At 57.0% G+C, this 12928-nt stretch carries 13 protein-coding genes; 5 read left to right on the top strand and 8 right to left on the bottom strand.

Translation table 11 applies throughout. The features are described from left to right. Positions 1-3: 3 nt before the first annotated feature. The 6 genes from HMPREF1631_RS03215 to ychF all read right to left on the bottom strand — a co-directional run bounded on the left by HMPREF1631_RS03215 (position 4) and on the right by ychF (position 5645). A complete protein-coding gene (locus HMPREF1631_RS03215) occupies positions 4-933 on the bottom strand; it encodes a cation diffusion facilitator family transporter (RefSeq protein ID WP_034232391.1) in 930 nt (309 codons plus the stop codon). Then, a complete protein-coding gene (locus tag HMPREF1631_RS03210; RefSeq protein WP_034232388.1) occupies positions 930-1280 on the bottom strand; it encodes a helix-turn-helix transcriptional regulator in 351 nt (116 codons plus the stop codon). The genes HMPREF1631_RS03215 and HMPREF1631_RS03210 overlap by 4 nt, the downstream gene beginning before the upstream one ends. 20 nt (positions 1281-1300) lie before the next feature. Further along, positions 1301-2092, bottom strand: coding sequence for an ABC transporter ATP-binding protein (locus HMPREF1631_RS03205; protein ID WP_034232384.1), 792 nt, complete (start codon positions 2090-2092; stop codon positions 1301-1303). Next, positions 2083-3132, bottom strand: coding sequence for an iron ABC transporter permease (locus HMPREF1631_RS03200; protein ID WP_034232381.1), 1050 nt, complete (start codon positions 3130-3132; stop codon positions 2083-2085). Before HMPREF1631_RS03200 ends, HMPREF1631_RS03205 begins: the two co-directional genes overlap by 10 nt. Before the next feature lie 5 nt (positions 3133-3137). Beyond that, entirely contained in the window at positions 3138-4361 is a 1224-nt protein-coding gene (locus tag HMPREF1631_RS03195; protein ID WP_034232378.1) for an ABC transporter substrate-binding protein, read from the bottom strand. A 204-nt stretch (positions 4362-4565) separates the two neighbouring features. Beyond that, the gene (gene ychF / locus HMPREF1631_RS03190; protein WP_034232375.1) at positions 4566-5645 is read right to left on the bottom strand and encodes a redox-regulated ATPase YchF; all 1080 of its coding nucleotides are present in this window, start codon (positions 5643-5645) and stop codon (positions 4566-4568) included. Between the two features lie 250 nt (positions 5646-5895). Between ychF and HMPREF1631_RS03185 the strand changes: the two genes are divergently transcribed. Then, positions 5896-7119, top strand: coding sequence for a DNA recombination protein RmuC (locus tag HMPREF1631_RS03185; protein ID WP_034232372.1), 1224 nt, complete (start codon positions 5896-5898; stop codon positions 7117-7119). A gap of 59 nt (positions 7120-7178) precedes the next feature. Here HMPREF1631_RS03185 and HMPREF1631_RS03180 read toward each other — a convergent pair whose 3' ends face one another. After that, entirely contained in the window at positions 7179-8270 is a 1092-nt protein-coding gene (locus tag HMPREF1631_RS03180; protein ID WP_052047071.1) for a 4-hydroxy-3-methylbut-2-enyl diphosphate reductase, read from the bottom strand. A 152-nt stretch (positions 8271-8422) separates the two neighbouring features. Here HMPREF1631_RS03180 and xseA point away from each other — a divergent pair, with 152 nt between their 5' ends. Genes xseA through HMPREF1631_RS03165 form a run of 3 tightly spaced genes read left to right on the top strand, consistent with a single transcriptional unit; the run spans position 8423 to position 11049 of the window. Continuing rightward, complete coding sequence (xseA, locus tag HMPREF1631_RS03175; protein WP_034232369.1) at positions 8423-9685, top strand: exodeoxyribonuclease VII large subunit; 1263 nt, start codon at positions 8423-8425, stop codon at positions 9683-9685. A gap of 39 nt (positions 9686-9724) precedes the next feature. Continuing rightward, the gene (locus HMPREF1631_RS06790; protein ID WP_052047013.1) at positions 9725-10054 is read left to right on the top strand and encodes an exodeoxyribonuclease VII small subunit; all 330 of its coding nucleotides are present in this window, start codon (positions 9725-9727) and stop codon (positions 10052-10054) included. After that, positions 10051-11049, top strand: a complete 999-nt coding sequence (locus HMPREF1631_RS03165) for a carbohydrate kinase (RefSeq protein WP_052047012.1) — start codon at positions 10051-10053, stop codon at positions 11047-11049. The genes HMPREF1631_RS06790 and HMPREF1631_RS03165 overlap by 4 nt, the downstream gene beginning before the upstream one ends. A gap of 60 nt (positions 11050-11109) precedes the next feature. Here the strand turns inward: HMPREF1631_RS03165 and HMPREF1631_RS03160 are convergent, their stop codons facing one another. After that, on the bottom strand, positions 11110-11871 hold the full coding sequence (locus tag HMPREF1631_RS03160) for an isoprenyl transferase (protein WP_034232366.1): 762 nt from the start codon (positions 11869-11871) through the stop codon (positions 11110-11112). Positions 11872-12088: 217 nt separating this feature from the next. Between HMPREF1631_RS03160 and HMPREF1631_RS03155 the strand changes: the two genes are divergently transcribed. Then, positions 12089-12757, top strand: a complete 669-nt coding sequence (locus tag HMPREF1631_RS03155; RefSeq protein ID WP_198017359.1) for a hemolysin III family protein — start codon at positions 12089-12091, stop codon at positions 12755-12757. Positions 12758-12928: the final 171 nt, after the last annotated feature.

Here is a 12928-nt window from a genome sequence, read left to right as displayed (position 1 = left end):
CGCCTATCCGTGAATCACTTCTTTTTTCTCGCGCGCGTGCAGCTCGGCGTCTTCAAGCTGAATCGTGGAATGCAAAAATGACACCGGGAAATGCGTGCTGAGACAGTCCTGCACGTCACGCAGGATCTGCAGCGCATGGGCGGATTCGAAACAGTGTTTTTCCAACACCACATGCACCGAGAGAATCGGCAGATCGCTGCCGATTTTTGAAGCGTGCAGATCGTGGACGTCTTTTACGTGATGCACGTTCATCAGGTGCCTGCGCACCTCTTCCAGATCTACTTCTTTCGGTGTGCTTTCCAGAAGAATCTGCACCGTTTCGTACAGAAGAACAAATGCCCGGGGAACAATCAGGCAGGCGATAAACAGGCCGGCAATCGCGTCCGCCTGATAAAAACCGGTAAAGCGGATCACAACCGCCGCCACGATCACGCCCACGGAACCGAGAGCGTCATTCAGGACGTGCAGAAATGCGGCTTTGAGGTTCAGATTCGATTCTTTTTCCCCCATCAGCACCAGCATTGAGGCCGCATTCGCGCACAGACCCACGATACCGAACACCAACAGACCTCCGGAATGAACGTGCGGGGGCGCGGAGAAACGCTCAATCCCCTCAATGGCCGCATACACACCCACGCAGATCAGCAGCAGAGACTGCGCCAGAGCCGCCAGAACTTCCACACGCGCATATCCCCATGTTTTCCTGTCCGAGGCCGGACGAAGCGCAAGACTCGCCGCAAACAGTGCAAACAGCAGGTTGGAAGCATCCACTGCCGCATGGGCGGTATCCGTAAGCAACGCCAGGCTTCCTGTCAGCGCGCTGCCGATAAGCTGTGCAAGCACAATGCAGAACGTAATTCCGAAAGCAATCGCCAAACGTCTGCGCGATGCGTGCCGGTGTTCATGGTGATGCCGTTCGTGAACGTGTGTCATGATAATTTACCTTCTTCGTCTTTACGCTGATGTGCCCGGAAAGACAGAATCCGGTCAGACTCTTTCAGCATCTCCATTGCGGCACGGATAACCGCGCCTAATTTTTCGCAGTTTACGAGCGAAAACCAGGACGCCCGTCCTTCTGCGCGGCATTCCACCAAACCGCAGTTTTGCAGACAGAGCAAATGTTTGCTGACGGTGGACTGTGCCAGATCCAAATGTTTTACCAAATCGCATACACGATGCTCTCCGCGGGAGAGATGTCTTAATATGGTCAGACGCGTCGGCTCGCTCAGGGCATGGAAAACCGTTGCCAACGCATCCGCATCACAGTAATTCATAGCCATATAGCGATACTATCACTAATCTACGATGATTTTCCGTGAGGCGCCGCACATTTGCTTTTACTCAGCGCATAGGCCGCCACCACGGGCGCGGAGCGGTTCCGCAGCACATCCGCTTCCACACCGTAAACGCTGCGCAACACCTGCGGCGTAAGCACCTGCGCGGGAGAACCCTGCACAAGAACACGGCCGGCGGAAAGTACAATCAGCTCGTCGCACATCGCCGCCGCCAGGTTAATGTCATGCAGCGCCGCCAAAGCCAGGCTGTTTTCCCTGCGTGCCTTTTCCCGCACGGCATCCAACACAAAAATCCGACGGGAAAGATCCAGTGCCGAAGTCGGCTCATCAAGAAGCATCAGAGCCGGCTTGCCCACCATCATCTGCGCCAACGCCGTCATCTGCCGCTGACCTCCCGAGATATCCGACAGAAAACTCTGCGCGTAGGTGTCCATTTCCAAAGCGTGCAGAATTTCCGCCGTCCGCCCAACGGGATCTCCCTCTGCTTCCCGTCGGGCGGTAATCAGCACTGCCTCGAAAACACGCAGCGCGGCAGTATGCGGCAAATCCTGCGGCACATATCCAATCTGTCTGCGGTGCTTCTTCAAATCCACAGAATTTCCCCCGATGCGCAGCCGAACCAGCCCTCTGCGCCGGCGGTGGATTCCCGCCACGGTTTTGATCAGCGTCGTTTTACCGCAGGCATTGGTGCCGAGAACACCCACCAGTCTGCCGCCTTTCATCGGCCGGACATTCACGCCGTCAAGAACCGTATGCCGTCCGTATCCTGCCGCCAGGTCCTCGATCGTCAGCTCCACTGTGCACGCCTCCTTATCATTACAATCGTCACGAAAAACGGCACGCCCAAAAGAGCGGTCACAATCCCGATCGGAATCGCCAAACCGGGTTTCACCGTCAGACTCAGCGCGTGCGAACAGCACATTACGGCTGCCCCGCAGGCCATGGCGGCGGGAATAAAATACCGCTGGTCCTCCCCCACAAGCATGCGCGCAATGTGCGGACCCACCAAACCCACAAATCCGATAATTCCGGCAAACGCAACCGTGGTCGCCGCCAGCAGAGATACCAGTATCAATACGGTGATCCGCAGCCGGGAAGTGTTAATTCCCATTGCGGCAGCCCGCCCATCCCCCAGCCGAAGGGCGGTAAGATTGCGCGACTGCGCACCCAGAACAGGAACAACGGCAAACAGAACTGCGGCCAGAACGGCGTTCGCCGTCCAATTCGCACGCGTCATCGACCCCATAGACCAGTACACGATCTGCGACAGCGCCTCGGCGGAAGCGCGGTACTGAATCAAAGCCAGCAGCGCCTGAAAGAAAAACACCAGCCCGATACCCAGCAGAACCATTGTTTCCGCTTTCGCCCCGCGCAGCACGGCGGCAACCGCAATCAGCACGGTAGCGGCTGCGGCGACGGTCCATGCGGCAAGCGCGGGACCAAACTGCCGGCCTCCGGCGGCAGCCGGCAGCTGTAAAACAATGGCAGTTGCGGCGCCGAATGCCGCCGCCGCAGAAATACCCAGCGTAAACGGCTCAGCCAGGGGATTGCCCAAAATAGTCTGCATCTGGGCACCTGCCAGAGAAAGAGACATCCCAATCAGCAGGGCCATTACCGCCATCGGCAGACGCAGTTCCCACAGAATCGTATATGTGCGTTCGTCAAGAGCACCCGGATGAAAAATCCCGCGGACTACTTCCCCCACGCCCAGGGGGACCGCTCCGACAGCCATGCTGAGCGCAAATGCGCAGGAAGCTATGAGGCACAGCACAAGCACAGTCACAGTCTTTCTGAATGTTATGCGCCTGTGCTGCGCAATCAGTTCCGAACAGCCCACAGGAACTACTTCTCCTGCGTCGGGTTATTGGTACTGAAGAATACACCTTCTCCGGAAACCGGAGAATACTTCTTCTGCGCTTTCAGCCATTCCTGTTCCGCATTCAGATCGGCATACAGATCCGGATGAAGCCAGGAAGCAATCTGCAGCAGTGCCAGATAGTTAAACGGGCTGTTGTAAAACTGATGCCACAGACCGTGCAGATTACCGTTGCGCACGGCATCCAGCGCAGCAAAACCGGGCTGCACGCCGGGCAGTCTGTTTACGGTGTCCTGTGCCTGTGCGGGAGATATGCGGTAGCCAAGGGCGGCATACCCTACCGGATTTCCCTCTTTATTGCGTTTTGCCGACCATTCCCCGCCGGTGGCAATAATATGTTTCGGATTTTCGGCGATCACTTTCTCCGGCGTCACCGCTCCCGATTCTCCTCCGATAACGGAATCACCGAGATTCTTTCCGCCGGCCGTATTTACAAGCTGTGAAATATTTGAGTTGTTCCATGATTGGCAGCAGTCGGAAAGACCGGCGGCACGCCACACAAAGACGCCGGGCCGTTTGCCGGGATCAATTTTTTCCGAACGTTTTTTCACCAGTTCAACCGTGCGGCGCCAATCGGCGTTAAAAGCTTTTGCTTCCTTTTCCCTGCCAAATACGGCTCCGAAAATATCCATGGATTTAGTGGTGTTTTCCAGGGGTTTTGCCCTGAAATCAGTGACGGCGAAGGTCAGTTTGGCCTGCTCCATCCGCTCCGTCAGACCCGTTTTCCTGCCCGCCTCGTATTCATCGAGAGACAGAAGCGTCAGATCGGGTTTGAGAGCGATCAGATTTTCCACCGTCACGTCCCCCTTCATAAATCCGCCCAATTCGGGAAGATTTTTTACTTCGGGATTTACTTTTTCAAATTCCGCCATGTAATCGGGCACGTTTTCTTTCAGGTCCGATCCCAGGGCAACCACATTTCTCAGCGGGTGTTTCCGGTCCAAAATACCGGTGGCAAACACGGAACGCCCTTCGCCCAAAATGACGCGTTTTGGTTTTTCTTTAAGCGACACGTCCCGTCCGACGATGTCCGTAAACCGCATTCCCTGTGTTTTGGACGTCTTCCGAAGATCCGAAGCGCCACCCCTGTCCGCATCGGTTCCGCATGCGCCGAGACCGGCTCCCAGAAATGCCGCGCAGACAGTGGCGCATACTGTGCGCCTAAGCGCCCGAGACCAGGAAAAAGTCATGTTCATCTCCTCATATGTGTTTTAACAGAGTAGAAACATAGTAACTTTTTAGGGTGCCCTAATAAACCCCCCTGATCCCCGCGGGTCAGTGGATCCGCACATAAGCGCAGGTTAGGGCCCCGCGCTCAAAACGGGAGTGACAAGAATAATAAAATGTTGCCGTTCCGGATAATCTATGTTAGTGACGCCGGACTATAGTCCCAGCTACACGTTAAAGCGGAATTCCACCACGTCGCCGTCCTGCATCACATAGTCTTTGCCTTCCATCCGCACTTTCCCGTGCGCCCGGCATTCGGCCGGCGAGCCGTAGGCAATCAGATCGTCGTAGGAAACAATTTCGGCTTTGATGAAACCGCGTTCAAAATCGGTATGAATAACCCCCGCAGCCTGCGGAGCGGTCCATCCCCGGCGGATTGTCCAGGCACGCGATTCCTTCTCCCCCGCCGTCAGATAGGTCTGCAGGCCCAAAGTGGCAAATCCCGCGCGCGCCAGCTGATCCAGGCCGGATTCTTTCTGGCCCGTTTCACGCAGCATCTCCCGGGCTTCGTCTTCTTCCAGCTCTGCGAGTTCGGATTCAAATTTCGCATCCAGGAAAATAGCCTCCGCGGGGGCAACCAGTTCGCGCAGCCGGCGGCGCATGTCTTCGTCGGCAAGACCCTCGTCGTCGGTATTAAACACATAAATAAACGGCTTTGCCGTCATCAGCTGGAACGACCTGAGTATGTCCGGATCGAGATCTTTTCCGTGGGCATAAAGCGTTTTCCCCTCTTCCAAAACAGCGAGCGCGCCGCGTGCCGTTTCGAGCACCTCTTTGCCGATTTTCTTTCCCGTAACTTCTTTTTGCAGCCGGGGAATCTGTTTCTCCAGCGTCTGGATATCGGCCAGCACAAGCTCCGTGGTGATCGTTTCAATATCCGAGGCAGGATCCACTTTTCCGTCTACGTGCGTCACGTCCGGATCCGAGAACGCCCGAGTTACCTGGCAAATCGCGTCCGCTTCACGGATATTGGCCAGAAACTGGTTCCCCAGGCCCTCACCCTCGGAAGCTCCGCGCACAATCCCCGCAATATCGACAAAACTGACCGTGGCGGGCACAGTCTTTTTACTGTGAAACATTTCCGCCAGTTTGTCCAAACGCCGGTCGGGCAGCGGAACTATCCCCACATTCGGCTCAATCGTCGCAAAAGGATAGTTTGCGGCGAGCACAGTCGCGCGGGTTAAAGCATTAAATAACGTTGATTTGCCCACATTGGGCAGTCCTGCGATTCCAATTGTCAAAGCCACAGATCCAGTTTAGTGGGATTTTTGCCGCGGAGCTAATTTTTCGGGTTTTCTTTTCCGCTCCGCCCGCCCGGTTTTCCTGCCCGCACGGCCGGTTCCCCGCGCATAAACCCCGCATATACACACGCAGACATACCCGAAAATATCCGCATACACACCCGCATACACACGCGGGAATCTGCCGCAAAACCCCGGCCGGGCAAAACGGAAACGGACAGAAAAAATCCGCGGAGGCGGCGGGTATTCTTTAAGTATGAATCTTTCTCCGTTGTTTACAGTTATTTTCGCCGTTGTCTGCGCTTTGGCCGGGAGCGTGTTCGGATACGAATACTCCCGGACACGCTCCCGGGCGCAAATCGCAGACCTCACCGAACAGCTGCTCACCGCCCGCAGCGCCGCCGCACAGGCAGAAGGAGAGGCCCTGCAGCTTGCCCGGTTCCACGAAGAAACACAGCAGAACCGTCTGCGGGAAAATGCGGTAATGCAGGCTCTGGCACCGTTGCGGAAAGAGCTTTCCGATATGCATATCCAGGTAGGGCAGATGGAAAGAAACAATGCCGCCACCGCGGCAAAAATGTTTACCCGGCTGGAACAGGACGCCAGAATCCAAAGCGAACTTGCACACACCGCCAACTCGCTGAATTCTGCCCTGCATTCCGTTTCCGCGCGCGGAATGTGGGGCGAAGTGCAGCTGAAAAGAATTATCGAAGCCGCGGGAATGCTCGAACACGTGGATTTTGAGCTGCAGAGCGCCACCACCGCGGAAAACCGCCCCGACGCCGTAATCTCACTTCCCGGAGGAGGAAAAATAGCGATCGACGCGAAAGCACCCCTCACGGCACTTTTGAAAATCGGCGATGCGCCGGGCGCAGACAGAACGCGCTTTGCCGCGCACTGCGCCCCCGAAACGGCGAAAGACAGATCCGAAACAAAGGAATACCTGCTTGCCCGGCACGCCAAAGACCTGGCAAAACACATTCACGATTTGGCAAAACGCAACTATCCGGGGGATTTTCCGCATTCACCGCAGATCACGGTTCTGTTCCTGCCTGCCGAATCTCTTCTTTCCGGGGCGCTGGAGGCAGACCCGGCTTTGCTGGAAAATGCTTTCAGGCAGGGAATCATACCCGCCACACCGGGTTCGCTGCTTGCCCTGCTGCGCAGCGTTGCCTCAGTCTGGTCTTCGGCTGCAGCTGCGGGAGAAGCGGAACGGATCGTCTCTTTCGGGCAGAGCCTGGTCGACAGACTGGCCACAGTCAGCGGACATCTGCAGTCTCTGGGGAAAAATCTGCAAAATGCGGTCTCAAACTACAACAAAACCGTAGCCTCGGTGGAAACCAGACTGCTCGTTACCGCCCGCGAGTTTAAATCGCTGCATACGGAGAAAAAGGAACTGAACGAAGGTCTTTCGCAGCTGCAGACGGGAACTGCGGTCCGCCCGTTTACCGCAGACGAAATACCGCAGACAAATCCGTAAAACAGCGCTCCGCGGAGAACCGCACTCTCGGAAGCGGAAAACCGCCCGGCGGCAAAAGCCTAGGAATCCGAATTGGACAGACCGTGCTTTGCCCGCGCATTGGAAACTTCCACATTTCGGTCGCGGGGACGGTGCGGGCGGTCTACCTGTGCTCCGGTCGCCTTCAGATCCGCGCGCAAATTTTTTGGCAGGGAAAAACGCACATCTTCGCGTACGGTCGCCACATTCTCCACGTCCGTGAAACCTTCTCTTTTCAGCAGCGCAACCACATCGCGCACAAGAATTTCGGGCACGGACGCCCCGGAAGTCACGCCGACCGTCTCCGCTCCGCGCAGCCAGGACAGATCAATCTCATCGGCTTTGTCCACCCGGTACGCATGCCCGGCACCGGCTTCCAAAGCCACCTCCACCAAACGTACGGAATTTGAGGAATTGGCCGAGCCGACCACGATCACCACGTCCGCCGTTTGGGCCATCACTTTCACCGCGCCCTGACGGTTCTGTGTGGCGTAGCAGATATCATCCGAGGGGGGATCTTCCAGATACGGAAATTTTTCCCGCAGCAGCCGCACGGTTTTCATCGTCTCCGCCACGGAAAGAGTGGTCTGGGAAATCCACACCACTTTATGCGGATCACGCACTTTTACTGCCCGGACGTCTTCCGGGCCGTTCACCACCTGAATATGCCCCGGCGCCTCGCCCTGCGTGCCCTCAACCTCTTCGTGGCCGCTGTGGCCGATCAGCAAAATATCGTAATCTTCCTTGGCGAACCGCACCGCCTGCTTGTGCACCTTCGTCACCAGCGGACACGTGGCGTCAATCGTGAGCAGCTGCCGCGCTTCGGCCTGCCGGTGAACCAGGGGCGAAACTCCGTGGGCGGAAAACACCACCCGTGCGCCCACGGGAACCTCGTCTGTTTCGTTGACGAACACGGCTCCGCGCTTACTGAGCGTTTCTACCACAAATTTATTGTGCACAATTTCTTTACGCACATAGACCGGCGCACCGTACAGTTCCAAAGCCTTTTCCACGGCATCCACCGCACGGTCCACGCCGGCGCAGTAACCGCGGGGCGTGGCAAGCAGGATCTTTTTCCCCGCCTGCGAAGAATGCGCGGGCACATCCGCCGGAAAAGCGGCAGCTCCTGCCAGCGACACCGGATCGTTTGCCGTATTTATCCTCACCCGACTATTGTAACGCACCCCGCAGGAAAACACCGCTGCGAATTTTCTCCCGCATTCCGGCGAAACATACCCCCGCTCCTTCCCGGGCGCAAAACGGCAAAACGTGCCACAATCTGTGTATGGACACATCACGCTCAACCGTTCCCGTTCCCGCGCATCTTCCGCCGACTGCCGCGCAGACCACACCCGAAAATCCGTGGCCCCTGCACCTGCTCTCGGCAAAAATCGAAGAATACGTGGCCCGGATGTCTCGCATCTGGGTTGAGGGAGAAGTGATCACATACAATCCGCGCCCCGGGGCAAAAATTCAGTACTTCACGCTCTCCGACCTAAACGAGCCGGCCGCCATGACCGTGAAAATTTTTACCCACAACCTGCGTTTCGCACTCACTTCCGGAGCACGGATAATAATCTGCGCCAAACCCGATTTTTGGAAGGGGAACGGCTCACTTACGCTTATGGCCGACGAGATCCGTCCCGTAGGAACGGGCGATATCCTGGCACGCATCGAACAGCTGAAAGCAAAACTGCGCGCCGAAGGGCTGTTCGACGCTTCCCGAAAGAAACCCCTGCCTTTTCTGCCCCGGAAAATCGGACTGATCTGCGGGAGAAACACGGATGCAAAACGCGACGTCGTCGTCAACGCCCGAAAACGCTGGGCGGGCGCAGACTTTGAAATCCGCGAAGTACAGATCCAGGGCGGGCGCGCCGTAGACGAAATGCTCGGCGCACTGCACGAACTGGAACGGATACCCGATGTCGATGTGATTGTATTTGCCCGGGGCGGAGGATCCGTGGAAGATCTGCTCCCCTTTTCCGAGGAAAAACTGCTCCGCGCCGCAGCCGCCGCAAAGACGCCCATCGTTTCCGCAATCGGACACGAGGCAGATACCCCCGTGCTGGATTTCGTCGCCGACGTGCGCGCCTCCACTCCGACCGACGCCGCCAAACGGATCGTCCCGTCCATGGAGGAAGAACGCGAGGGGATTAAGAACGCACTTATGCGCGGCAGGAAACACCTGCGGTATCTGATTGGCGAACAGCGCTCGCAGCTGCGGTTTATGCGGGAAAAACCCGTACTTTCCCGGCCCGGGGAAATGCTGACGCTGCGGCAAAATGATCTTACCGCCCTGCACAGGGCACTGCGGAGCGATACCGCGCAAAAAATAAAATTGGAAACGTCACAGTCGGAAGCACTTTTGCAGCGACTGCGGACTTTATCCCCACAATCGACGCTGAACAGAGGCTACAGTATTCTACGTAACAGAAATAAGAAATTGATTCGTTCCATTAACGATATAGAATCAAATAAGACACTGGAAGCAATCGTTGCAGACGGAACGGTACAATTGGAAATTTCTGTCTCCGATATACGTTCATAGACGCCGGAGATAAATTTCAGCCAACTTCGGGGAGAGGCGATGACAGACACACAGGAGCAGGCGACCCCCACAGCCGCCGATTTGGACGCCAAAGTAGCCCATTTAAGCTATGAGGAAGCCCGCGCAAAACTAGTTGAAATCGTATCCCGCCTGGAACAGGGAAACACCGAACTTGAAGAGTCGGTCACGCTGTGGGAACTGGGCGAGGCACTTGCCCGCCGCTGCGAAACCTGCCTGGCAGGCGCGCAGGAACGGCTCGCCGCGGCACAGGAACAGACCGCCCGGCTTGTGCAGACAGACGGACTGAAAAACACCTCCGGACTGCCTCTTTCCGGCGAATCACAGACAACAGAGGAGTCAAACCGATGACTGTTTTGGTGATCGGCGAGGCGCTTCTCGACATTTTCTCCGGAATTCACGTCCCCGGCAGCGCCACTTCGGGGGAAGAAAGCACCGAAACGGTAAGCAGTCCCGGCGGCTCTCCCCTGAACGTGGCCGTGGGACTGGCCCGCCTGGGACGGAAAACACAGCTGCTCACACGGATCGGCAGCGACGCTTTCGGGGAAAAAATAATCGCCCACTGCAGGCAGGCAGGCGTAACGCTTATGCCCGGCTCGGTCACCGGCGAACCGACCTCGACAGCCACGGCAACGCTGCGCGGCGACGGTTCGGCAAACTATGATTTCCGGATCGTCTCTTCCTATCCCCATCCCCCGCAGGATTCCCGCTCCCGCGAAAAACTTCTCGCAAACGCGCCCGCTCATCTTCATTTCGGATCGCTGGGTGCGCACCTGAAACCCGGCAATACCGCCGTAAAAGAATGGCTTGAATTTTACCGCGGCAGCGCAAGCATTTCCTACGATCCGAACGTCCGCCTGCAGGTAACCGGATCACCTGCAAAAATGCGCGCGGAAATCACATCCCTGCTGCCGCTGATTCATATTTTCAAAGCTTCGGCGGAAGACCTTTCGGCACTCTACGGCAACAGACCGGCGTCCGAAACCGCGCGGGAGCTTTTGGACGCCGGGGTTTTGCTCGTAGTCGTTACCGCCGGGAAAGACGGTCTGCGTCTCTTCACCCGACAGCACGAAATGACCATTCCCGCAGCAAAAGCGACAGTGGTAGACACAGTCGGGGCCGGAGATTCGCTGATGTCCGCGCTGATCGACGGTCTGGGCAGAATCTCCATGCTCGGCGCGGAAGACGTAAAAGGCCTGCTGCGCATCTCCAAAGCCGCGCTGGTCTCCCTGGGTTCATACTGCGCCACCGCAGCCGGCATCACCGTCACCAGACGCGGGGCAAATCCGCCCACCCGGAAAGAAATCGCCGCCTATTCGGAAAAATACTCCGTAGGGGCACTGTAACGGTACACGCGAGGCCGGCCCGTTTCCGGAGCGCCGCGAAACAGAACCGTACGCGCCGGGCTATCTCCCCCGACGCCGTTCACGCAGCGAATAGTCGCGCAGCGCACGCAGAAAATCGGTCCGGCGGAAATCGGGCCAGTATGTTTCGCAAAAATAAAATTCGGTGTGCACAGTCTGCCAGAGCATAAAACCGCTCATCCGCTGCTCCCCCGAAGTGCGGATAATCAGATCCGGATCCGGCTGCCCGCTGGTATACATATGATCGGTAATATCCGAGATCGAAACCGATTCGATAACCTGCTCAAGAGTGGCTCCCTGCATGGCTTTTTCCGTCAGATACCCACGCACGGCACTGGTGATTTCCTGTCTGCCGCCATAACCGATTGCCACGTTTACCGTCATTCCCCCGATTTCGGCAGTGCTGCGGCACGCGCCCGCTATGCGCCGCGCAAGCGGAGGCGGGAGCAGTCCCAGGTCGCCCATCACGCGCAGCCGCCAGCGTTTTGCCGCCGCCAGAGACTCCGTCAGGCGCGCAATAATATCGAGCAGTTCGTTCAGTTCGTCTTTTGCACGCGAAAGATTCTCCGTGGAAAGCAGCCACAGAGTTACGATTTCAATCCCTGTTTCCTCACACCAGCCCAAGACCTCACGCACATGATCCGCGCCTTTGCGGTGCCCCGAGGACGCGGCCACGCCCAAAGATTTTGCCCAGCGGCGGTTGCCGTCCAAAATAATGCCCACGTGCCGCGGAAGGGAAGCGTCCTCCAATCCTCTGAGCAGACCGCGCTCGTAAAGCCGGTAGAGAAAATTCCAGCCGCCCATTTTCTTTCCTCCGCATGGTTAACCGCACGCCGACAGCAGTAATACGGATCAGTATACCGTGCGGCGAAAGAAAACGCATTTGGCGCGAGAATCCGAAACCGGGGAAAATACCCGCCGGTTAAATGGTTTTTTGGAAAAAACGCAAAACTTTTCCATTGGATGCATGCAGTGCGATACTGGTAGCAGTCAGTTATTTCGGGAAGGAACAGCCGTGCATATGCCAAAGACAGCCACCAAAATGTTTAATGCCGGATTTCGGAAAACGAAACTGCGCGGCTGGATTCATCTCGTAACCGCCCCGCTTACTCTGGCAAACACCGTTGTACTGACGGTTCTTGCGGGCAGCGCCGCCCAGCGGGTCGGTATTCTCATCTACGGAATGGCGGCACTGCTTCTGTTTGGAATTTCCGCCACATACCATATCGGAAACTGGCCGCCTGCGGTGAAAGCGGTGCTCCGCCGGGCAGACCACGCAAACATCTTCCTTCTGATTGCAGGCACCTATACTCCCCTTTCCGTAATGCTGCTCACTCCCCGGCAGGCCGCCACCGTGCTGGCTATTGTCTGGGGCGGCACCGTGGCGGGAATTTTTATGCACATATTTTGGATTGAGGCACCCCGCTGGCTGTATGTAACCATATACATCGCTCTCGGCTGGGTGGCGGTGTGGTTCCTGCCCTCGTTCTGGAGAAACGGCAATCCGGCAATCGTCTGGCTGCTTGTGGCCGGAGGCATGTGCTACACGGTCGGCGCCCTGTTCTACGCACTGCGCTGGCCCAATCCCTGGCCCAGATACTTTGGTTTCCACGAATTTTTCCACTCGGGCACAGTGGCGGGCTTCGCCTGCCACGCCGTGGCCATCTGGCTCGCACTGTTCGTCCGCTGAGCAAACGTACGGGCGGCGGACCGTCCGCTTTCCGCCCGTATTCCCCGCCAAAACGGATACGCGCACCGGAGGGAAATAATTTTCGATTGTTAATTCTTTCCTGCCGTGGTATTGTTTCCACTTGTAAAAAGCACGTGTGGAATGCACGTGTATTCTTGTTATTGGGAGCGC

The organism is Arcanobacterium sp. S3PF19 (genome assembly GCF_000758825.1).
Lineage (GTDB): Bacteria > Actinomycetota > Actinomycetes > Actinomycetales > Actinomycetaceae > Arcanobacterium_A.
This window is presented reverse-complemented; position numbering and strand designations above follow the sequence as displayed.